Raw genomic sequence first — 22869 nt, forward strand, 5'->3', positions numbered from 1 at the left:
CATTTCTCTTTAAAAAATAACGTATATACGTACGAGATTGTTTTTCTAATTAATTTGTTCATATAAGTTATTCTAAGATAGAAGTACTTATCTTTCAAGTGTATGTTTTAAAAAATATGTATATTTTTGGCGATGTCGATCTGCATTCAAAACTAAATGACAAATAAACATTGATATATCAACGTTGTGGTGGCTATATATAAATACATAACCGTTTCAATTAATTTTAAACTTACTATCTTGCTCAAGTGCGTCGCCCTCCCAAATACGTACATACATGTTCAGATTTCAACAAATAAACCCATACAACTTTTGAATATTAACTAAATCAAATGATGAGCATTATCACTTATATCTCTCCAGAGACTTAGAAAAAGAATGACTTCACTTATAAGAAATGAAGTCCTGTGTAAATTGATATTAAAATGCCAAACCATCTATTTTGAATGGTTTGGCATTTTAAAAATATATGTGAATTTCTTGAATAGCGTTATTTATTCTTCGGTAAGCCAGTTGAACTTCGAACGACAAGTTCCGGGTCAAAAACAACCGATGTTAAATCATTTTTGTTCGATTTACCGTTGCTGTGTTTATTTGAAACCATGCTTAACATCTTCTGTGCTGCAACTTCTCCCATTTCACTTTGTGGGTGCTTAATACTTGTTAACTTCACTTCAGAAACGTTTGTTAAAAAAGAATTATCAAAACCAATAATGGATATGTCTTTTGGTATATTTAATTCCCTCTCACGAATAACATCCAAGAGCGCAATCGTTAATTCATCATTATAACAAGCAATTGCCGTTGGCCTTTTGCCTTCTGGACCGTCTAATATAGCTGCCAAATCAGAAACAGGCTTATCGTATTTATCCTCCGTTTTGTAAGTTACGATATTGCTTGGATTGATATCTATCCCGTGAGCTCGATGCGCTTTTAAATAACCCTTCATACGCTTTGGACCTTGACTATCATCGTTCTTAAAAAATCCTAAAATATCTTTATGACCCAATTCAATTAAGTGTTCTGTTTGTAAAAAGCCACCCTTCTCATCATCCAGTGTAATACTCAATGGTTCAAGTTCATCGTAATAAGCATTTATCATAATATAAGGAATGTTTTGACGTTCCAAATTCAGATAGTAGTTGATGTTAGGATTGCTAATTGCACTTTTTGTCGGTTCAATAATGACACCATCAAAGTGCTGAGTTAAGATTTTTTCTAAAAATCTTCTTTCGTTATCATGATCATTATTCGTACTAAATAAACTGACATGATAACCTTGCTGACTCAAGTATGTTTCTGCACCTCTAATGATTGAAGGGAAAATATAATCTGATATATAAGTAGTAATAATTGCTATATTTTTCTGATTACCAACACTAGTATTGTTATTTTCCTGCGTTCGATCAGCACAAAAAGTACCTGCTCCTTGCTCTCTGTATAACCATCCATTATTAACTAAATCACCTACAGCAAGGCGCACAGTATGTCTACTTACACCAAACTGCTTCATCAATTCACTTTCCGAGCTTATTTTTTGATGGGGTTGAAATGTACCGTCTAGTATCTTTGATTTAATTGCTTGTTTTACAATATTGTATTTTGTCTGCATAGGTTGCACCTCATCAATCTTGTCAACTTATTAATTCTCTAACAATCATGATATCATTTTTTCGTTAAATACACGAATCGATTGCTTGGGAATAAAAGTAAATAAGAAAGGGAGAGGTGAATAACCCTCTCCGCTTTATTGATTACTTACGGAATACAGCTTCATTCCATTTCAATTCATTTCTAAATTGTCTTAAGTTTAGGTCACGATCAATGACAACACATTCAATATCCGTCATTTCCGCAAAATCTTCCAGTTGTTCAGATGTAACAGAGAATGATAGAACAGTGTGGTGTGCACCACCCGCATAGATCCACGCCTCTGTTGCTTCACTTAAAGACGGTTCAGGCTTCCACAATACTTTTGCTACAGGAAGATGAGGCGTTTCTTTTTCTGGTTTGAATGCACTAACTTCATTAATAACAAGTCGATAACGTCCTCCAAGCTCAACTAATGAAGCATTGATCGCATCGCCACCTTGACCATCAAACACAAGTCTAGCCGGATCATCCTTACCACCGATACCTAATGGGTTGACCACAATTTCTGGTTTGTTAGCGGATACAGTTGGGCAAATTTCTAACATATGCGAACCGAGTACCATCTCATTGCCTGGCTCTAGATGATACGTGTAGTCTTCCATAAATGTTGTACGGTCATTATCTGACATGATCTTCATAAGGCGTGTCATGGCTGCTGTACGCCAATCACCTTCACCAGCAAAGCCATAACCTTGTGCCATTAGACGCTGAGCCGCTAAGCCTGGCAATTGTTTCATCCCATGTAAGTCTTCAAAGTTTGTCGTGAAAGCATTGTAATTTCCTTTAGCTAAAAATGCCTTTAATGCTAGCTCTATTTTCGCTTGATACATGATGGAATCACGAACAGGGCTATCTTTCAATGCTTCTTCTGGTAATGTATACAGTTTTTGATACTCTTGGAATAATTCATCTACTTGTTCGGTTGTCACTTGATCGATCTCTTCGACTAAGTCACCAATCCCGTAGTAATCCACTGTCCAGCCAAATTTGATTTGTGCTTCAATTTTATCACCATCAGTCACAGCCACGTTTCGCATGTTATCACCGAAACGTGCAACACGAATATTCGTCCCTTCTGTAACGCCAATCGCTGTTTTCATCCATCCAGCGATGCGATTTTGGACCGATTCTGTTGACCAATGGCCTACGATCACTTTTCGGCCGAGTCCGAGTCTAGTACCGATAAATCCATACTCACGGTCTCCGTGTGCCGCTTGATTCGTATTCATAAAGTCCATATCAATTGTTTCCCAAGGGATATCACGATTATGTTGCGTGTGTAAATGAAGAAGCGGTTTTTGTAGTGCTTTCAATCCTGCAATCCAAGATTTTGCTGGCGAGAATGTGTGCATCCACGTAATCACACCAGCACAATCTTCAGTTCTATTTGCTTCTAGTACTAAATCATGTATGCTCTCTGATGTTGTGACAACAGCTTTAAATTCAATTTCATGAGGCAAATTGCCGGATTGATTAAGCCCTTGTACCACTTCTTTTGAATTTCCTTCTACTTCCCTAATTGTTTCTTCACCATATAAAGGTTGACTACCGGTCACAAACCAAAATTTATAATTTGCTTTTGTCTTTAACATATTGACGCCTCCTTTTATTGTCCGTAGTAAGCATTTTTTCCATGCTTACGTAAATAATGCTTATCTAATAGAGTTTGTTGCATGTTCAACGTGTCCGGATTGATTTGATACGTATGTAGCGCCATTTTCGCCACTTCTTCTAAAACTACGGCATTATGTACCGCTTCTTTAGGGTCTTCCCCCCAATTAAATGGAGCGTGCGAGTGAACGAGCACACTTGGGATCATTAACGGATCACGGTATTTAAATGTCTCTACTATCACTTCACCGGTTTCCTTCTCATACACACCATTTATTTCTTCTTCAGTCATTTTGCGGGTACAAGGAATGTCACCGTAGAAATAATCACCATGTGTTGTACCTAATGCTGGTATTGGTCGCCCAGCTTGCGCCCAACTTGTTGCCCATGGAGAATGCGTATGAACGACACCTCCTATATCAGGAAATGCTTTATATAATACAAGATGAGTCGCTGTGTCAGATGAAGGTTTCTTATCACCTTCTACAACACGACCTTCCAAATCTACGACAACTAAATCATCAACTGTCATCTCTTCATAACTCACACCACTCGGTTTGATGACGACAAGTCCATCTTCTTTTGAGTAACCGCTTACATTGCCCCACGTAAAAGTGACGAGTTTATGCTTAGGTAAATCTAGATTCGCTTTTAATACATCTTCCTTTAAAGTTTCTAACACCTTTTCATCTCCTCTCATCCTATTATACGGATAAATTTAACCTTACTAATATCATAATATAATTTGTACGTACATTCAATGTGTTGTTAAACTTTTTTAATGAATTACTATACTTTTTTATGAAACATCCGCTATGTACGTTTGTATATAACGCTATAAATAAGGGCATTACAACTTCAGAGACATACCATACAAGTGAGTTTTTGTTTCTCGAAACATGTATGGCTAACTCTTTTCAAGCCAAAAACAAAAGAGATAAACCCAATTTAAGTTTATCTCTTTTGTTTCGTTTACGATTCATTTGTTAAATCAACAATAATACGACCTAAATATTGATTTTGAATTAAGCTTGGTAAAATATTAGTTAGATCATCGAGCGTCACTTCTTGGTTTAAGATTTTTTCAAATTGATCATTTGATAACTTAAGATCATTCGCCATGCGTGACCAAATTTGTTTTCGATCCACCATCGGCGCATTAACAGAGTCAATACCTATCAAATGAATACCTCGTAATATAAAAGGATGAACACTGGTCGGCACATCAATTCCTGCTGTTAAACCGCTCACTGCTACAGCTCCGTTATACTGTAGTTTGCTTAAAATAGAAGCTAAAACCTCACCACCAACAGGATCAACAGCTCCAGCCCATGTTTCTTTATCAACGCGGCGTAGTTTCTCACCTCTAACAGCTTGTCTGTCTACAATAGAGTCAGCTCCTAAAGCTTCAAGTAATGGGTGGGCATCTTCTTTACCTGTGCTTGCGACAACGTTATACCCTAAGTTTGATAGCATGGCTACTGCAATACTCCCAACACCACCGGAGGCACCGGTCACTAAAATAGATCCCTTGTCTTTTGTAACACCTTGCCTTTGAAGTTTATCAATTGACATAGCGGCTGTTAAACCTGCTGTGCCTAGAAGCATGGCTTGTTTTAGCGATAGAGTGTCTGGTAAAGGTAACACCCACTCCGATTTAACACGAGCATACTCACTATAACCACCTTCATGATTAACACCAATATCATAGCTTGTTGCGATTACCTTTTCTCCGACCTCGAAACGATCGTCATTAGATTCTACAACTTCCCCAGCAAGGTCAATCCCTGGAATCATTGGGTAATTTCGTATAATCGGGTTCTTAGGAAGGTTTGCCATTGCATCCTTGTAGTTTACACTTGAATAATGAACGCGAATTAAAACATCACCTTCAGGTAAGTCATCTGTTGTTAAGGTTTCAACATTTGAAACAGCTTCACCATCTTCTAATTGGAGACGATAAGCACGAAATGTTTTTGTCATAGATATCCACCTCTTCTAATCAATTTGTTTACAGTTTCACTTTACCAAACCTTCCTTGAAACGGCAAAGCAAAAGAGATAGTTTCCATCTATCCTAAGTAATAATTATATCTGATCATTTCTAGGGTGCTTAATCACTTATATTTTAATAAAAAACGTTAATGAAGCTCTAATGGGCTTTCAGAAATTTTGAAGTCCATTTAGAGTTCATTAACGTTAGTGATAAGCACATCTAATGATATGTAGATGCATCATTTACATTTTCTAAATTTTACTTTTTCTTATTTTTGTTTATAATATCAAAGGCAACTGCACCTAATAAAACTAAGGCTTTAATAGCTTGCTGCCAGTCAATTCCGACACCCATGATAGACATTCCGTTATCTAATAAACCCATTATAAGCGCACCAATTAGCGCACCGACAACAGTACCAGCTCCACCTGTCAAGGAAGCTCCACCAATAACAGCTGCAGCGATTGCATCTAATTCAAAAAGCTGTCCTGCTTGTGGGGTTGCCGCATTTAATCTTCCGGCGAACATTAAACCAGATACAGCTGATAATACACCCATGTTAACAAAGACCCAAAATTTAACTTTTTGACTTTTCACACCAGACAATTGCGCTGCCTTCTCGTTACCTCCGACAGCATATACGTGTCTACCACTTACTGTCTTATTCGTAAAGAATGTATACCCTAAAACTAAAGCAAGTAGTAAGAAGAAAATGTATGGAAGACCCGCGTAAGACGCCATTCTTTCTGTGAAGGCTACCATAACCAATGCGATAAAGACTAACTTGGCAATAAACAACCCATTGCTCTCAACTGAAATATTAAGTTCAATATTTTTTCTTCTTCTCATAACCTCATAAACTACATAACTTAAAATTGCAACCGCAGCAATAACTATAGTTAACAAATGATATTCATTACCATTAAACCAATCATCTATAAATTGAGAACTAATTGTTCTGAATTCAGCAGGAAAGGGAGCTAACGTACGGCCACCTAAAGTTACCATTGTTAAACCTCTAAATAACAACATCCCTGCTAACGTAACGATAAATGCTGGTATTTTCATATATGCAATCCAAAAACCGTGCCAAGCACCGATCAAAGCCCCAGTTAACAACGCAAGTGGAATAGCGATATAAACAGACAGTTCTAGATTAATTAATAGTACACCGGCTACCGCTCCAACAAATGCGGCAACTGAACCTACTGATAAATCAATTTCACCCGTTATAATAACCAACACCATACCAATGGCTAGTATAATAATGTAACTATTCTGCATGATTAAATTGGTGATATTTAATGGGGATAAAATTGTACCACCAGTTAGTACAGAAAAGATTAGAATAAGTCCAGCTAAAGCTATGACCATACCAAACTTTTCTATATTATTTTTCATCAATTTTTTTAATTCATTCAATTCAATTACCCCCGTTCAAAGTCATATATGTCATTAATTTCTCTTGTTCTGCCTCTTCTATTGGAAATTCTCCAGTTATTTCTCCGAATGACAATGTGTAAATCCTATCACAAACACCCAATAGTTCAGGCAATTCTGAGGAAACAACTAATACACTCTTCCCTTGGGCTGCCAATTCATTAATTAATTTATAGATCTCACTTTTAGCCCCGACATCTATACCTCTAGTTGGTTCATCTAATATTAAGATATCCGGATCAGTGTACATCCACTTACCCAATACCACCTTTTGCTGATTACCACCACTCAAATTACTAACTTTTTGCTCAATTGAAGGTGTTTTAATATTTAACTTCTGTCGATATTCTTCACCAACATCTTTCTCCTTGTAGCTATTAACTGTCATACCATCCTTAAGGGCGTGTAAATTAGCTAAAGATATATTCTGTTTGATTGACTCATCAAGTATCAAACCATATTCTTTTCTATCCTCGGACACATAAGCAATCCCATGATCGATCGCTTCTTTTACATTTGTGATATTCACTTCTTTGCCATCAATTTTTATTTTTCCGTCTAAGTATTTACCATACGATCGACCGAACACACTCATCATGAACTCTGTACGCCCAGCTCCCATTAATCCGGCGATCCCTACTACTTCACCGCTTCTAACATTCAAGCTAGCGTTAGTTATTATTTGCTTTTTAGCAGATGATATATTGTCAAGTGACCAATTTTCAATTTCAAATTTTACATCACCTACAGTATTATTTCTGGAGGGGTATAGGTCGGACAATTCGCGTCCGACCATCCCTTTAATAATCCTGTTTTCTGAAATATTATCATTTTTTATTGTTTCAATTGTTTTTCCATCTCGTAAAATAGTGATATTGTCAGCTACACTCAATACCTCTTTGAGTTTATGAGAAATAATAATTGATGTTATTCCCTGAGCCTTAAACTCTTCTATTAAGTTAAGTAAATTTTCTGATTCCTGTTCATTGAGAGCTGCAGTCGGTTCATCAAGTATTAATAACTTTACATCTTTTGATAATGCTTTAGCTATTTCAACTAATTGTTGTTGACCTACACCTATTTGATTAATCAAATCAGCAACATCGGCTTTAAGCCCCACTCTTTTAGTCAGTTCTCTTGCCTTGTTATTTGTTTTTCGCCAATCAAGAAAACGATGTGTTAACTGTTCATTTCCTAAGAAAATATTTTCTGCAACACTGAGTTCGGGAATCAATGCCAATTCTTGATGTATAATAACTATTCCTTGCTCTTCACTGTCATTGATTGTTTCAAATGCTGTTTCTTCCCCTCCATAAATAATATCACCTTTATAAGTCCCTTTAGGGTGAACACCACTCAATACTTTCATTAGAGTTGACTTACCCGCACCATTCTCCCCTACAAGAGCATGAATTTCACCCTCAGCGACTTCAAAATTAACATCATCTAGCGCTTTAACTCCGGGAAACTCCTTTGTAATATTTTTCATTCTTAAAATTGAGTTGCTCATTATATCATCTCCACCGAGTTTATTCTACTTCATCTCGTTCAATGTAACCTGATTCAAAGAGCTCTTCTTCAATATTATCAATATCCACTGAAACAGGTTGCTCTAAATATGAAGGTACAACTTTAGAATTGTTGTCATATGACTCAGTATCATTCAACTCTGGTTCTTCTCCTTCTACTATAGCCTCAACCATATTGATTGCTCTATCAGCTAAATCACGAGTGTCTTTAAATACTGTTTGAGTCTGCTCACCCTCTAAAATAGATTGGGCTGTTGCAACATACGCATCTTGACCAGTAATAATTGGTAAAGGACGATCATCAGATCCATAACCTGCACTTTCTAAAGATGATATACTCGCTAAACTTATACCGTCATATGGAGAAAGAATCGCGTCTAGTGACTCGTCTGAGTAATATGAACTTAGTATATTATCTAAACGAGATTGCGCTTCTGAACCATCCCATCTTAAAGTTGCCGCTTGACTAAAGTCTGTTTGACCACTTTGTACAACTAAATCTTCACTTTCTATATAAGGTTCTAAGATTGACATCGCACCATCCCAGAAGAAGTAAGCATTATTATCATCCGGTGATCCACCGAATAATTCAATATTATATGGCCCACCATCACCATCTTCTAAATCTAAGGCATCAACAATGTATTGACCTTGCAGTTCGCCTACACCAAAGTTATCAAACGTTGCATAATAATCTACATGTTCATGATTCATAATTAATCTATCATATGCGATTACAGGAATATCCATATTTTGCGCTTGATCTAATACATCTGTTAATGCTTCTCCATCAACAGAGGCAATAATTAAAATGTCCACTCCTTGAGAAATCATATTTTCAATTTGAGATAATTGATTTTCCACTACATCTTCTGCATATTGTAAATCAGTATCATACCCTCTGTCTTCTAATAATGAAACTATGTTATTTCCATCTTCTATCCATCTTTCAGATCCTTGCGTAGGCATCGAAATACCTATTGTTGGATTTTCAATAGCATCTCCATCATCCCCGTTACCACAAGCAGCTAACACAAGCATTACCACTGTAATCAATAACAATTTTTTCATATTTACCCCTCCAAAATGTAATGTAATAAATTTTACTAAAACCTTGAATCCCTTCCTGAACAAAATGTACGTATGAGTTTAACTTTTTAAAAACTTGTTTTTCACATAATATATTTAAGCGCTTACAATCTATAAGTAGTACGTACATTTGGTATGGGATTAATATAACATTTAATAGACATACGTGCAAGCGTTTTATTTTAATTTATTTTTTCATTTTATAATGATTCCATAAAGTCGTATGTGATAGGCAGTAAACTATTCAGTTTTACACATAACGTAACAAAGACAAAACATATACACCTATGGCTTCAAAATTATAAATAGTACATTTAATGAACAGAATAACAGTCAAGTCTAATAGTTTCGAAAATGCAGGTTCTATAATAAGTATAACTCATACCAATATGTAACTTATTAAAAAAAGCGCCCTGTTTAAGGACGCCATTTGTTAGCTTGCTTTTACTTCGGTATGAAAAAGTGGATTTGGCTTTTCTTTGCGAGCGATTTTCACTAACAAGTACGTAAACGGTGTATCAACAATTGCGACGACAAACTTGAATACATACTGTGTGATAATCATTGAAAATAGTACACCTGTTGGTACGGTACCAACAAACGCTACCGCAATAAAAATCGCTGTATCTATCAACTGACTTGATGCTGTTGATAGATTGTTACGTAACCATAGTTTTTGCGTTCCATGTTTCATTTTCAATCGATGGAATACATTAACGTCAATGTGTTGACTAATAATGTAAGCTAAGAGACTCGCAAACATGACTCTGAAACTTCCACCTAATATTGCTTCAAATTCACTCTGCATACCAAACGCTTCAGCTGCTGGTAGATGAATCGCAGCTAAAATAAAGAGTAAGGCAACAATCTGAGTGACTAAACCTGCTTTAACCGTTCGCATCGCAGCATCTTTCCCGTAAACTTCACCAATAACATCTGTGATTAAATACGTGACAACATAAACAATAGCTGCTGCTGGTAGGATAAAGTCTCCTACACTAAACAACTTAACAGAAATAATATTCGATAAAATAAGCAACCCGACAAATAAACCATTTAAATAAATATACATATTCATGCTCCTCTCAAGTAATTAAGGAGAATGGTATAGCTAACCCTCATTAGCGATTATCAACTTTTTCTGGATATAGATCGTGATTTAGCATACGGTGTTCAGCCATTTTCTCATACTTCGTACCTGGACGACCATAATTTGTGTATGGATCAATTGAAATACCACCACGAGGCGTAAATTTGCCCCACACTTCGATATATTTAGGATCCATAAGGTCAATTAAATCATTCATAATGATGTTCATACTATCCTCATGAAAATCACCATGATTACGAAAGCTAAATAAATACAATTTAAACGATTTACTTTCGACCATTTTCTCATCTGGTATATAACTTAAATAGACCGTACCAAAATCCGGTTGATTGGTCTTCGGACATAGAGTCGTAAATTCAGGACAGTTAAATTTAACAAAATAATCCCGGTTCGGGTGTTTGTTATCAAATGTTTCAAGCACCTCAGGGGTGTAATTGAAGTCGTACGTTGTTTCTTGATTACCTAATAAAGATAGATCTGTTAAATCTTGATCGTTACGTCCCATTCTCGATCAGCCTCCTTTTTCTACATTAAAAAAACCATACCCGCTAAGGATATGGCTGTGATCACGTCATATGTCCTTAGTTTTTTATAGAGGGTTTAAGCTAAGAACCTCTCCCGTAAAATCGGAAAGTATTTGATTCATTACTTGGCTATTATACTCAGTTGAAGACGTAATGTCAATTCAATTAATTTAAATGACTGACCTATATTAGAAAAGCTAGTAGCTTGTCCCGCCTCATAGTGAAATCAGACATCACTCACACCTTAATAAACGTTCAAGAGTGCTGTTTTACATATCGAAATAGACAACTAGAACTCTCTTAGTTAACTTTCATTCTAGAGAAAAAATTACTTGTTTGTTATAAATAAAAAGAAAGACGCTAGCGAACATCCGACTCATGTCACATTCTTAGGAAATGAGAAGTTTGTTTCACTGACGCCTTTAATATACAAGACTTAAAACAGCTTAAATCATTGTAAAAGTTACCTAAAAAATCATTAACAATAGAACCTTCCGATTTGTCTCTAAAATTAAGAGCACTTACTTTATATAATTTGGTGAAAATTAATTCTATTATACTCTATTTTTGTTTTGCTGCACTTTCTCCTGCGATTCTACCGAATGTATTAACATCAGCAAGTGCATTTCCACCAAGTCTGTTACTTCCGTGAATGCCTCCAGTTACCTCTCCAGCAGCATACAACCCTTTTATAACTTCGCCTTCTTCATTGATCACTTGTGCATCTACGTTAATTTCGACACCACCCATTGTATGATGAACGGTCGGCACTCTACCACCTGCATAATATGGAGGAGAATCAAGTTTTTGATCAAATAACGTTCTTCCTAATTCATCCTCTCCTTCTTCGACACCTTCGTTGAATTCTTCAACTGCTTGGACAAAATTGTCTGGATCTACGTCTATCTTTTCAGCAAGACCCTCTAATGTATCTGCTTTATACGCTCTGCCCGCTTCAACTAAATCATCAATCGATTCATTAAAATTATTAACCGTATCTCCAGTAGGATAAGAAGTCTCATCGACAATAATCCACATGAATGAGTCCGGTTGTTCGAACAATGCATTTGTCATTACATCTCTTCTTGCGCCCTCGTCTACAAATCTATTTCCTTCTTTATTCACGAAAATTCTATTTTCCACCCCTTGTTCTATATTACCACTTAGACTTCCTGTCTCAGGGTCACCCATTGGCAGCAATTGAATGTCGTCCATTCCTATCAAATTAGCACCAACATCCTTTACCATTTCAATCCCTTCACCTGTTGCACCTGTATGATTTGTTGTTGGAATATCAGAAAGGTCTGGCCATTCCGTGTTATACTCATTTCTCATGTCAACATCAGCACCAAAACCACCACTAGCTAAGACAACACTTTCTGCTTTCACTGTGACTTTTCCATTTTCACCTTCTGCTTCTACACCTACTACCTTGTCACCATCCATAATCATTTCTTTCACTTCTGTATTAACTAGAACTTGAACTTCATCATTCGTCCCTTCGATATAATTCATATACGTATTAATGTATCCCGTTCCTAGGGGCTCAACTGGCTTATGCGCTCTTGGCCATAATCCTCCCAAAACAGTAAATACTTCATCTTCAAATTCCATTCCTAACTCTTCTAACCATTGAAGTGTTGGATAAGCATTCTCCACTAACTCTCTAACAAGTTCGGGATCACCTTCTTCATCTCCACCTTCATACGTTTGCTCGAAATGTTTATCAACCGAATCTTCAATTCCTTGTTGCTCTTGGCGTTCTGGATCTACTGCATTATAAGCCGAACCAGAAATAAGGGTATTTCCACCGACTTGTGGCATTTTTTCTAATACCATAACTTCTGCACCATTTTCATATGCTGAAACAGCTGATGCGAGTCCTGCACCACCAGCACCTACAACAACAACATCCGTTTCATATTCCACATCTTCAGTAGCTGTTTCTTGTTCTGCTCTACCGTTTCTCAAGCGATCAATATCGCCACCAGCCTCTTCTAAAGCTTCTGTAATAGCAGCTATTAAACCTTCAGAAGAACTTGTTGCCCCCGACACTGTATCGACATCAATTGTTTGATCATTAACGACCTCATCAGGAATGTTATCAAAAACATCATCAGTTAAACCTTCTGTTTCATTATGTTCAAGAACTTCTATAGACTGAATTGATTCGCTATCTACTTCTACTTCAACTTCAATATCTCCATTATAGCCTTCACCAACTCCTGTATAAGTCCCTGCTTCAAACATGTCTTCTGTTTCTCCAGTTGCTTCATCCGCATCACTGGTTGTATCATCACCACAACCTACTGCCAAAAACAAAAGCGACATAATAAATACGAAACTCAAAATCAACTTCAACTGTTTTTTTCTCATTTTCTCACTTTCCTTTCTGCAAAGTTTAAGAGACTATTCTTTTTTGAAGCTCTCATTACTATCTTTCTAAGACGATTTGTGAATTGTTGAACATTATCATTCAATTGACATTTTACACCAACAAAACCAATGTTTCAACATCAAGTTCAATATTTCACAAATGAAATCATTAGACAAGTTTTTCCTATATTTCTTGTCTTATAGGCCCAGTTATAGCTAGAGTCATTGAAGTTAAGTTGAGTGGTAATCCTAATATATGTATATGAAACAAAACTATTATCTATCTGAGGATGTTTTACATGATTCAGCCTCTTTATTATTCCATTAAAATAACAGCCGATAACCTATTATCTTTAGGAATTTACGGCTGTTTTTCTCTTTATTTAATTACAAAATTCAGATTGTTCTAGCATTCTACGAACTATATAAAGTTTGTCAATTCAATTAATTTAAATGTCGATCGAGTGCTGCGATCACGCGATCCATTTCTTCTTCAGTCGTTGTTAACGGTGGTAAAATACGAACGACTTGAGGTCCTGCAACTAAGATGAGGATGTGATCATTTTCCCTTACGGCATGAACAATATCAATTGCTTTTTTGGTTGTTTCTAAACCTAGTAAGTAACCCGCTCCACGAACGGTTAGAATCTCATTTTTCCGCTGCGCTAAATGCTCTAATTTTTGTTTAAAAAGAGCCATTTGATCACGTATTTGACTCAAATCAAGTTCTTTAGTGATTAGATCTAGTGTCGCTAGTGCACCACTTGTGACAATCGGATTCCCACCAAACGTTGAACCGTGTGTACCTGCAGAGAATGCTTCTGCGACTTCAGATTTAGCAAGTGTTGCACCGATCGGTAAACCTGAGGCAAGCCCTTTAGCGCTCGTTAAAATATCAGGTTCAAAATCAAATTGTTGATAGAAATATAATGTGCCTGTACGTCCCACACCTGTCTGAATTTCGTCAACGATTATTAAAATATCATGTTCATCGCACAGTTTTATCAGTTTTTCTAACCATGCTTTCTCAACAGGTATGACACCACCTTCACCTTGAACGAGTTCTAACATGACCGCTGCCGGTTGACGTTCAATCAACTGGTTGAGAGCTTCAGAATCATTATAGGGTAAATAAGAGAAACCTGGCATTAACGGAAGAAAGCCGTCTTGTATTTTTTCTTGTCCAGTAGCCGATAACGTCGCAAGTGTTCGGCCATGAAACGATTGAGAAAAGGTTACGATCTCTTCACGATCTGTTTGCTTCACCTTTTGATGATAGCGCCTCGCAAGTTTAATCGCCGCTTCATTCGCTTCTGCTCCACTATTGGAGAAGAATACTTGATCAAAACATGTTAGTTGAGTCAGTTGATCAGCTAACTTTTCCTGTGTTGGAATATGGAAAAGGTTCGAACAATGCCAAAGTGTTTCAATTTGCTCTGTCACTTTTTCTTGAACAGATTTCGGACGATGACCGACGTTACACGTTGCAATACCAGATGTATAATCTAAATATTTCGTATCATCGTCTCCATACAGATAGTGACCTTCTCCTTTTACAATCCGAACTGGAAATCGATTATACGTTGGCATAATATGTTCATTTGTTGTTATCTTTTCACAAGACATGACTAGCCTCCTTTAACTGTATCGTTGTTCCTACCTTTTTATGCTGGGTAAAGTCAATGACACTATCCGGATCCAAACCACTTACGATCGCTACTTCCGGCACACCCGAGCGTAACGCTTGTATGGCTGAATTAACTTTAGGAATCATACCACCATAAATATCTCCCGCTTCAATATATCCTTTAATTGTATCTTCAGTCGCAAAATGGATCAGCTCATCATTCACACAAATACCTGGAATATCACTCACATACAGAAGTGGTGCCTCTAATGCTTGAGCAATAGAAGCCGCGGCTAGATCAGCATTGACGTTATATCGTTGCTGAGCTTCTCCTACACCGAGTGGTGAAATGATCGGTAAAAATTCAGCGTCTGTTAATGCTTCAATCATTTTCGTATTTACATGTGTCACATGGCCGACGTGACCGATTTTCCCTGCATCTTTTACAGGCTCAGCTTCCAACATACTGCCATCAATCCCACTCATACCGACTGCTTTAACGCCCTGATCTAAAAATTTACGGACAATTGTTTTATTAACTGAACCACTTAAGACCATTTCAACAACGTCTAAAACTTGATCTGTCGTGACGCGTAAACCATCTACAAAAGTCGTTTTTACATCTAATTTATCAAGCTGCGAGGAAATCATCGGTCCTCCGCCATGAACGATAATCGGTTTAATCCCTTTATCAATAATTGATGAAAAACTTTCATAAAATGCGCTTGGTAGTTTTTCAACAATACTTCCACCACATTTGATCACCATGTATTCCATATCATTCTCTCCTTACGTCCGGTAAGATGCATTAATTTGCACGTAATCATAGGATAAATCGCAACCCCAACCCTTTGAGCTAGCGGTACCCTTTCCTACTGATGCATAAATGACAATTTCATCTTGCTCCAAATAGCGTTTAGCTTCGATTTCATCAAAATCAACAGGTACACCTTGTTTTACAACATCAATGTCGCCTAAAGCAACATCAACTGCATTGGGATCGATCTCGATACCACTATAGCCGATCGCTGTGATGATTCGGCCCCAATTAGCATCCGAACCGTGGATAGCTGTTTTGACTAAATTTGAACCGATAATTGATTTGGCAATTTGCTGCGCTTCTTCTTCTGTATGCGCCCCTTCTACTTGCACTTCAATCAGCTTCGTTGCACCTTCTCCGTCTCGAGCGATTGATTTCGCAAGCGATTGGCTGACAAAAAATAGCGCCTCATAAAATTGATGCCACTCAGGATGGTTTTCATCAAGTTGATCGTTTCCTGCTAAACCATTTGCCATGACACAAACCATATCATTCGTACTTGTATCACCATCTACTGTGATCATATTATAAGACTGGTTGGTAATAGACTTGAGAGCATTCGTTAGCGCCCCTTTTTCTATATGGGCATCTGTTGTGATAAAGCTAAGCATTGTTGCCATATTCGGATTAATCATACCCGATCCCTTTGCAGCACCACCAATTGTCACGGTTTTTCCATCAATCTCAAGTGTCACTGCCACACCTTTCCGAACGGTATCTGTGGTTAAAATAGCCGATTCAAACGACGCCGCTGATGGCTTATTAAAATCAATCTCATCAATACCTGATCGGATTTTATCCATAGGTAACAGCGTGCCAATTAAGCCAGTTGACGCGACAGCGACATCCTTTTCAGCTAAACCTAACTTCGCGGCTGTTAAATGACGCATCTCTAAGGCATCCACTTCACCTTGCTTACCTGTACATGCATTTGCAACACCGGAGTTACAAATAAGAGCACTTAATGTTTGATTGCTTTCGATACTTTCTTTTGTCACATTTAACGGCGCTGCCTTAAAGCTATTTGTTGTATAGACTGCCGCTGCGACTGCTTCTTTTTCCGTGTATAACCAAGCTAAATCAAGCTTCGTTTTTCGAATGCCGCAATGTAGCCCGCCTGCGTGAAAACCATGAGGTGATATGATCGATCCGTTTTTTATTTCTGTCATGCCCTGACTTTTCGTTGTTACATTCATTGTATTCGCCCCCCTATGGAAAAATCGGTAAAAGTTCTAATCCTGTCTTTTCATCAAATCCGTGCATGATATTAAAGTTTTGAATCGCTTGACCAGAAGCACCTTTTACTAAGTTGTCGATGACTGAAATGACGGTTAATTTGTTCGTCCGCTCATCAACATGGACAGCTATAGCGCAATAGTTACTGCCATAGACTTCTTTTGTTTGTGGGTAATGGTTATTTGTATACACTTTGACGAATGGGTCATTTTTATAATAGTCCTGATATAAATCGTTCATTTTTTGTTGAGAATAATCTGTTGATAAATTTCCGTAAATGGTTGTCATAATCCCTCTAGTCATCGGGACAATATGCGGTGTGAATTGAACTGTCACTTCCTCACTTGCTGTTTTAGATAACCACTGCTCAATTTCTGGTATATGTTTATGCGCTCCGAGCTTATACGCTTTTGTATTCTCATTCATCTCTGAGTAATGCACATTTTGAGATAAGCTTCTACCTGCTCCTGAGGCACCTGTTTTACCATCAATAATAATCGAATTCAGATCAATAAGTTTATGATGAACTGCTGGCATAAGCCCTAACAATGTAGCCGTTGGATAACAGCCTGGATTCGCAATTAATTGTGCTTGTTTGACTGCTTCACGATTTTCTTCCGTAAGACCGTAAACAGCTTCTTTTAACGTTTCGGCATCTGCTGCGTCATATCCATACCACTCTTCATAGACTTCTTGATCTTTCAGCCGAAAATCTCCAGATAAATCAATACACTTCACGCCGCTTTTTATTAACTCTGGCATCCATTTTGAACTCACATTAGCTGGTGTTGCAAAAAACACAACATCGACGTATTGGCTAATCGCCTCAACACTCATCGACTCCATTGTTAAATCAACATGGTCTTTCATATGTGGATAGATGTCAGAAAAACGCTCATTCGCTTTAGAATGCGAAACGACTTTTATTTGGTCAACATGTGGATGATGGTATAGAAATCGAATTAATTCTACACCACCATAGCCACTTCCCCCTACAATGGCTACATCCATTGACTAACACCCCTTATCCGTTCTAGTTTATAGTAAATTATTATACTTCAATATGTATGTTTATACAATAGTAAAATGATATTTATTTATTAATTAAGGTTTTGATTGTATAATTATACACAACCGCTGTATTTAACTCCCGGGTTTTAACACACAAAAAAGCCTCTTTAAATCTGTAAATTAAACAGTTTTAAAGAGGCTTTATAAATTATTCGATCACACGATTTGTTAGTGTTCCGATCTCTTCAATTGATAACGACACTTCGTCTCCAGCTTGTAAAAAAGCTGGTGGATCCTGCGCAAATCCTACCCCATCTGGTGTACCTGTTAAAATAATATCACCGGGTTCTAACGTCATTAAACTTGAAATAAATTCAATGATCTCATCAATTTTAAAAATCATTTGCTCTGTATTAGACGATTGTCTTCGTTCGCCATTTACAAACGATTCGATTTTTAAAGCTTGAGGATCTTTTATATCCTGAGGTGTCACAATCCACGGTCCAATCGGCGTTGAACGATCGAGCGTTTTGCCTTGTAACCACTGCGGCGTTCGTTTTTGTAAGTCGCGAGCCGAAATGTCATTGGCAATCGTATAACCCGCTATATAATCAATCGCATCTTCTTTTGAGATGTTTTTAGCCTTTTCTTTGATGACAACAGCTAACTCCACTTCATAATCTAACTTTTCTGTTAAGGGTGACTTTTCAATCGAATCATCTGGTCCAATTAATGCATTAGCAAACTTAGCAAACAATACTGGATATGTTGGTAATTCAGTTTTCATCTCATGCACATGATCTTTATAATTCGTTCCAATACAAATTATTTTATGCGGCGTTACAACAGGCGGCCCTAATTTTACGTCTTTTTGGTCATAGTAAAGATGAGGAAAGTCATGCGTTTGGAAAAACGAAACAACTTCTTCTGCTTTATTGAATGACCAACTCCCCATTTGGAAAAATAGATTGGGATCAGATGGACAAATCGATTCAATCGTATCAACTAAGTTCATATCCTGCTTAATCGTGACCATCTCTTGACACGCTCTTTCTAAGTCAACAATCTTTCCGTCCTTTTCATAACCCATCCGATACATAGATGATACTTGTTCATTTTTATAGGTGACTAATCGCATCTAACCACTCCCTTACGATGATGTTAACACTTCTGACTGCATATCAATCGCGATACCATGCTCGAGGGTATGTCCAATTGTACAACCGCGTTTAGCTGACTTTTCTAATTTTTTACGCGTTTTTTCTTCAAGTTCACCATTAAACTCGACATGAATAGCCATCGACTTCATTCGGCTAGGACGTGCGTCAGGATCTTTCGTTACTGAAACGTCAATCTTATAACCCTCAATGTCAATTTGATCACGTTCAATTATTGCATCTAGCGTTAATCCGATACACATTGCCACCGAACTGCACAAGTAATCAACCGGTGAGAATCCATCCACGTCTGTTTTGCTACTTGCTCCATAAGAAATTGAACCTTTTTCATTTTCAATTTCATGCGCTTGATCCGATCGTTTATTTAAAGTAATCATCACATTACCCTCCTCGTTTTTATCTCTATTATAACATGCCCTATTTTTACGCTTACAAAACCGCTTAAGACCTTGTCAGCCCTTTCCGATCATAGCGACTTTGATAATGTTTCCATTTTGCATTGCGTATCATTTGATTAATCACCTCTGACGATACCAAACCGAGCGCAATCGCACCGGATAGCATAATGACTCTAGCAGCTAAAGGAATCGCTGCGTCGTAATTATTCTCTACAAACTGACGCATCGTATCATAAGCCAATCCACCAGGTACGAGTGGGATAATACCAGCCACATTAAAAATGATAATCGGGGTGCGAAACCATTTTGCAAATACTTGTGATATAACTGCCACCACGAATGCCCCTGCCAATGTTGAAACAACCGCTTCAATACCAAAGCTCGTTAAAAGTGTGTAAATAAACCAACCTGCCATACCGACAAGCCCACAAGGAAATAATGTATTTTTAGGTGCATTAAATATAACAGCAAAACCCGCTGCTGCAACAAAACTAACAATCAATTGCTCAATCATGGAACCCTCTCACTTCCTAATTAAGTTAGACAATGAAAAAAATAGCTGCAACACCCGCTCCAATTGCGAGTGCTGTTAGCGCTGCTTCTGCTGTTTTAGCAATACCTGAAACGAGATGATGCGCCATCAAATCACGAACAGCATTTGTAATCAACAACCCAGGCACTAATGGCATGACAGAACCAATAATGATTTTATCAATATCAGCCCCTATTCCGAATTGACTAAATAAATAGGCAAGAAAACCAAGAATAATGGAAGCTAAAAATTCTGCAAAAAAACGTACCTTAAGTGTCCGGTGGAAATATTGCATCGCACCATAAGCCATAGAACCGACAACCAAAGCAGGAAAGAAATCTGACCACGCTCCTTGGAACATAATCGTAAAACCACCACTCGCTGCAGCCGCTGCTAATAATTGCACCCATACAGGGTATGTATTTTTTTGCATTTCAATCTCTTCAAGTTCATCACAAGCCTCATCAAGCGTTAGATCACCTGTTGATATGCGGCGAGAGACACTATTAACTTGACTGACCTTGTGTAAGTCCGTAACCCGCTCAACAATACGGACAAAGTTTGTCGGATTTGTTGTTGATGAGGCGAACATGATCGCTGTTGGTGTCACGTGTGATTGAGCATACTCGAGTCCATATGCATTTGCAATCCGCACCATCGTATCTTCTACTCGATACGTCTCGGCACCGCTTTTTAACATAATACGACCTGCCAATAAACAAACATTAATGATCGTTTGTTCTTGCAAAACGCTCACCTCTTTTCTTTCTATCATGATCCGTCCTTTAATACTTAGAAAATGCAGCGTGATATAAAATAATTAAGACAGAACCTGTCGTTGCCATAATACCTAATATGTAATACAACGTTGTCCCTCCGAATGTGTCTAAAACATAACCACCGCCTAGCGATGCGACAATACCTGATATACCGAAGAAAACGGTCGTAAACAATAAGTGACCTGTCGCCTGTAGTTTTTCAGGAATAAGTCGAGAGACGTACTGGAAAGCTGCGAGGTAGAAAACACCAAAGGATAGACCGTGCATAAATTGAAATGCGACAATCCCGAGTGGCTCTGTGAAATATCCGTATAAAAACCATCTTGTGGCATAAATTAAAGCCGCTCCTACCATAAAAATTAATGGATGGAATTTTCTAAACCACTTACCTGCAAAAGCAAAAACGAGCGCTTCACTGACAACCCCCATAAACCATGACCAGCCTACAAGGCTATCACGACCTCCTAATTCACTAATATAGAGACCAATATAGTTATCATTGGCTCGGTGTGTAATCGTTACTAACAAAAGCATTAATAAATAGAGGAGTAAGCGATGATTTTTTAATAAAATACGAACATCACCCAGTTGTACGGGTTTCGCCTTTACTTCCACATCAGCTAAACGAAAACTAACGATTAATACAATCGACGCCATAAAGACATATGGTATAACTAAATACTGAACACCGACCCAATCAATCAGTTCACCAACAAGTAAAGCATTAATCGCAAATCCAATAGATCCCCACGTTCTAATTGACCCAAACGGAATCCCTAGCATATGCGCTCTTCTTTGCGCGAGACTATCAGCAAGCGGTCCGATCGATGATTGGAAGAAGTAGAAGAAAATAGCGAATATAAAGATGAGTAAAAACGTTGTCATCTGGAAAAAGATCGCACTACTCACGACTAAACCAATCGCTGTAATAATTAAGATTTTTTGCATGGTTTGATATTTGTCACTCATAAAGCCCCAAAACGGTTGCGCGATGATCGATATCGTTGGACCAATAGCCAGTATAAAGCCAATTTCTTGTCCACTTAATCCTCGATACGTTAACAGTAATGGCAAAAAGCTAACGACCATCGTATTCGCACCATGAAAACTAAATAAAAGCATTTTCAATGGAACGAGTGAAGTTTGATTGTTCACATAATTCTCCCCTTATCTTGTAGTATCTAGTGATCTATTATACGGCTTTTTGTAATGATTGGAAAGGCAGAAGTCAGACTTTCCACAAACTCATTCTCTGATACCAGACCCTTCACTATAATCTAGTTTTTTCGTCTCTAACAATATATGCTATACTAGACAAAAAGAGTAAAGGAGAAGCTCAATGAAACGCACAGGTTTTACAATTACAGCGATCGTCGTTCTTTTATTTGGATTGTTAATTATATTGACTCAATTTGGTGATAACACCGTTCAAAGCGCACAAGATATTGACACAATAGATGGAGAAGAAGCATTAGACTTAAATGATCATGACTACCTTGTTTACTTTTGGCAAGAAGGTTGTCACTACTGCGAAATTATTGAAGATGATATCGTTCAATACGCCAATGAAGGCGATCTACCTATCTACCTTGTGGATATGAACGAACAACAAAACCAATCATTATGGTATGACTGGCAAGCACATCAAGATACTTATAATGAAGTTGTTGGTGAGATCGTTGACGGAGAAGAAGAATATTTTGTTGATATAGAAGAGTATCTAGAAGACGATTCGGTTGACTGGGGATTAGAGGTCACAGAGGACAATGAAATTGTTGCGATCAACCAAACCCCTGATTTAAACAGATCACCCGATGATTCAAGCGAGCTTGATATTGCTGGAACACCTACATTAATTAGAGTTGAAAATAACAATGTAGTCGATTATGCTTTTGGAGACGAAGAAAGTGTTGAACTATTAGAAGAAAATTAAATAAAATAAAGAAAGGTGCTCATCTAT

General features: G+C 37.5%; 20 protein-coding genes and 1 riboswitch. Of the genes, 1 reads left to right on the plus strand and 19 read right to left on the minus strand.

Going from position 1 to position 22869, the window contains the following annotated elements; translation table 11 throughout:
* Window positions 1–490 precede the first annotated feature (490 nt).
* The 19 genes from BLR62_RS00970 to BLR62_RS01060 all read right to left on the minus strand — a co-directional run bounded on the left by BLR62_RS00970 (window position 491) and on the right by BLR62_RS01060 (window position 22064).
* Entirely contained in the window at window positions 491–1612 is a 1122-nt protein-coding gene (locus tag BLR62_RS00970) for a GntR family transcriptional regulator (protein WP_090791955.1), read from the minus strand.
* A gap of 142 nt (window positions 1613–1754) precedes the next feature.
* Entirely contained in the window at window positions 1755–3245 is a 1491-nt protein-coding gene (gene araA / locus BLR62_RS00975) for an L-arabinose isomerase (protein WP_090791957.1), read from the minus strand.
* 14 nt (window positions 3246–3259) lie between these two features.
* Window positions 3260–3946 carry an L-ribulose-5-phosphate 4-epimerase gene (araD, locus tag BLR62_RS00980; RefSeq protein ID WP_090791961.1) on the minus strand — a complete coding sequence of 229 codons (687 nt, stop codon included), beginning with the start codon at window positions 3944–3946 and terminating at the stop codon, window positions 3260–3262.
* Window positions 3947–4236: 290 nt separating this feature from the next.
* Window positions 4237–5247, minus strand: a complete 1011-nt coding sequence (locus tag BLR62_RS00985) for an oxidoreductase (protein ID WP_090791964.1) — start codon at window positions 5245–5247, stop codon at window positions 4237–4239.
* A gap of 270 nt (window positions 5248–5517) precedes the next feature.
* Window positions 5518–6681 carry a multiple monosaccharide ABC transporter permease gene (gene mmsB / locus BLR62_RS00990; protein WP_090791967.1) on the minus strand — a complete coding sequence of 388 codons (1164 nt, stop codon included), beginning with the start codon at window positions 6679–6681 and terminating at the stop codon, window positions 5518–5520.
* Window position 6682: 1 nt separating this feature from the next.
* Window positions 6683–8209: a multiple monosaccharide ABC transporter ATP-binding protein gene (gene mmsA / locus BLR62_RS00995; protein WP_090791969.1), complete on the minus strand. Its 1527-nt coding sequence runs from the start codon at window positions 8207–8209 to the stop codon at window positions 6683–6685.
* Between the two features lie 19 nt (window positions 8210–8228).
* Window positions 8229–9299 (minus strand): multiple monosaccharide ABC transporter substrate-binding protein, encoded by a 1071-nt coding sequence (chvE, locus tag BLR62_RS01000; protein WP_090791972.1) that lies wholly within the window; start codon window positions 9297–9299, stop codon window positions 8229–8231.
* Window positions 9300–9750: 451 nt separating this feature from the next.
* Complete coding sequence (locus BLR62_RS01005; RefSeq protein ID WP_090791975.1) at window positions 9751–10389, minus strand: queuosine precursor transporter; 639 nt, start codon at window positions 10387–10389, stop codon at window positions 9751–9753.
* A 49-nt stretch (window positions 10390–10438) separates the two neighbouring features.
* Window positions 10439–10933 carry a preQ(1) synthase gene (queF, locus tag BLR62_RS01010; protein ID WP_090791977.1) on the minus strand — a complete coding sequence of 165 codons (495 nt, stop codon included), beginning with the start codon at window positions 10931–10933 and terminating at the stop codon, window positions 10439–10441.
* A 70-nt stretch (window positions 10934–11003) separates the two neighbouring features.
* A riboswitch (PreQ1 riboswitch) is annotated at window positions 11004–11050 on the minus strand.
* 463 nt (window positions 11051–11513) lie between these two features.
* Window positions 11514–13283 carry a flavocytochrome c gene (locus BLR62_RS01015; RefSeq protein ID WP_218119739.1) on the minus strand — a complete coding sequence of 590 codons (1770 nt, stop codon included), beginning with the start codon at window positions 13281–13283 and terminating at the stop codon, window positions 11514–11516.
* Between the two features lie 489 nt (window positions 13284–13772).
* Window positions 13773–14954: an aspartate aminotransferase family protein gene (locus BLR62_RS01020; RefSeq protein WP_090791983.1), complete on the minus strand. Its 1182-nt coding sequence runs from the start codon at window positions 14952–14954 to the stop codon at window positions 13773–13775.
* Complete coding sequence (argB, locus tag BLR62_RS01025; RefSeq protein ID WP_090791985.1) at window positions 14944–15732, minus strand: acetylglutamate kinase; 789 nt, start codon at window positions 15730–15732, stop codon at window positions 14944–14946. The genes BLR62_RS01020 and argB overlap by 11 nt, the downstream gene beginning before the upstream one ends.
* 12 nt (window positions 15733–15744) lie before the next feature.
* Entirely contained in the window at window positions 15745–16971 is a 1227-nt protein-coding gene (gene argJ, locus BLR62_RS01030; protein WP_090791987.1) for a bifunctional ornithine acetyltransferase/N-acetylglutamate synthase, read from the minus strand.
* A gap of 13 nt (window positions 16972–16984) precedes the next feature.
* A complete protein-coding gene (gene argC / locus BLR62_RS01035; protein ID WP_090791989.1) occupies window positions 16985–18022 on the minus strand; it encodes an N-acetyl-gamma-glutamyl-phosphate reductase in 1038 nt (345 codons plus the stop codon).
* 208 nt (window positions 18023–18230) lie between these two features.
* Window positions 18231–19160 carry a fumarylacetoacetate hydrolase family protein gene (locus BLR62_RS01040; RefSeq protein ID WP_090791991.1) on the minus strand — a complete coding sequence of 310 codons (930 nt, stop codon included), beginning with the start codon at window positions 19158–19160 and terminating at the stop codon, window positions 18231–18233.
* A gap of 12 nt (window positions 19161–19172) precedes the next feature.
* On the minus strand, window positions 19173–19577 hold the full coding sequence (locus tag BLR62_RS01045) for an OsmC family protein (protein ID WP_090791992.1): 405 nt from the start codon (window positions 19575–19577) through the stop codon (window positions 19173–19175).
* Window positions 19578–19641: 64 nt separating this feature from the next.
* Window positions 19642–20112, minus strand: a complete 471-nt coding sequence (locus tag BLR62_RS01050) for a threonine/serine exporter family protein (RefSeq protein WP_090791997.1) — start codon at window positions 20110–20112, stop codon at window positions 19642–19644.
* A gap of 25 nt (window positions 20113–20137) precedes the next feature.
* Window positions 20138–20905, minus strand: a complete 768-nt coding sequence (locus tag BLR62_RS01055) for a threonine/serine exporter family protein (RefSeq protein ID WP_090791999.1) — start codon at window positions 20903–20905, stop codon at window positions 20138–20140.
* 10 nt (window positions 20906–20915) lie between these two features.
* Complete coding sequence (locus BLR62_RS01060) at window positions 20916–22064, minus strand: MFS transporter (protein WP_090792001.1); 1149 nt, start codon at window positions 22062–22064, stop codon at window positions 20916–20918.
* Window positions 22065–22248: 184 nt separating this feature from the next.
* On the opposite strand from BLR62_RS01060, the gene BLR62_RS01065 reads away from it, so the two are divergent.
* Window positions 22249–22842 carry a YbbN family protein gene (locus BLR62_RS01065; protein ID WP_090792004.1) on the plus strand — a complete coding sequence of 198 codons (594 nt, stop codon included), beginning with the start codon at window positions 22249–22251 and terminating at the stop codon, window positions 22840–22842.
* Window positions 22843–22869 lie beyond the last annotated feature (27 nt).

The organism is Pelagirhabdus alkalitolerans (assembly GCF_900096905.1).
In the GTDB taxonomy this organism is placed as follows: Bacteria; Bacillota; Bacilli; order Bacillales; family Amphibacillaceae; genus Pelagirhabdus; species Pelagirhabdus alkalitolerans.

Coding starts and splice junctions, on each gene's coding strand:
- argJ (WP_090791987.1), bottom strand. CDS start 16,971: ATGAATGTAACAACGAAAAGTCAGGGCATGACAGAAATAAAAAACGGA.
- chvE (WP_090791972.1), bottom strand. CDS start 9,299: ATGAAAAAATTGTTATTGATTACAGTGGTAATGCTTGTGTTAGCTGCT.
- araA (WP_090791957.1), bottom strand. CDS start 3,245: ATGTTAAAGACAAAAGCAAATTATAAATTTTGGTTTGTGACCGGTAGT.
- BLR62_RS01055 (WP_090791999.1), bottom strand. CDS start 20,905: ATGATAGAAAGAAAAGAGGTGAGCGTTTTGCAAGAACAAACGATCATT.
- BLR62_RS00985 (WP_090791964.1), bottom strand. CDS start 5,247: ATGACAAAAACATTTCGTGCTTATCGTCTCCAATTAGAAGATGGTGAA.
- queF (WP_090791977.1), bottom strand. CDS start 10,933: ATGGGACGTAACGATCAAGATTTAACAGATCTATCTTTATTAGGTAAT.
- BLR62_RS00970 (WP_090791955.1), bottom strand. CDS start 1,612: ATGCAGACAAAATACAATATTGTAAAACAAGCAATTAAATCAAAGATA.
- BLR62_RS01005 (WP_090791975.1), bottom strand. CDS start 10,389: ATGTATATTTATTTAAATGGTTTATTTGTCGGGTTGCTTATTTTATCG.
- BLR62_RS01045 (WP_090791992.1), bottom strand. CDS start 19,577: ATGATTACTTTAAATAAACGATCGGATCAAGCGCATGAAATTGAAAAT.
- mmsA (WP_090791969.1), bottom strand. CDS start 8,209: ATGAGCAACTCAATTTTAAGAATGAAAAATATTACAAAGGAGTTTCCC.
- argC (WP_090791989.1), bottom strand. CDS start 18,022: ATGGATGTAGCCATTGTAGGGGGAAGTGGCTATGGTGGTGTAGAATTA.
- BLR62_RS01020 (WP_090791983.1), bottom strand. CDS start 14,954: ATGTCTTGTGAAAAGATAACAACAAATGAACATATTATGCCAACGTAT.
- BLR62_RS01015 (WP_218119739.1), bottom strand. CDS start 13,283: ATGTCGCTTTTGTTTTTGGCAGTAGGTTGTGGTGATGATACAACCAGT.
- argB (WP_090791985.1), bottom strand. CDS start 15,732: ATGGAATACATGGTGATCAAATGTGGTGGAAGTATTGTTGAAAAACTA.
- BLR62_RS01065 (WP_090792004.1), top strand. CDS start 22,249: ATGAAACGCACAGGTTTTACAATTACAGCGATCGTCGTTCTTTTATTT.
- BLR62_RS01040 (WP_090791991.1), bottom strand. CDS start 19,160: ATGCGATTAGTCACCTATAAAAATGAACAAGTATCATCTATGTATCGG.
- BLR62_RS01050 (WP_090791997.1), bottom strand. CDS start 20,112: ATGATTGAGCAATTGATTGTTAGTTTTGTTGCAGCAGCGGGTTTTGCT.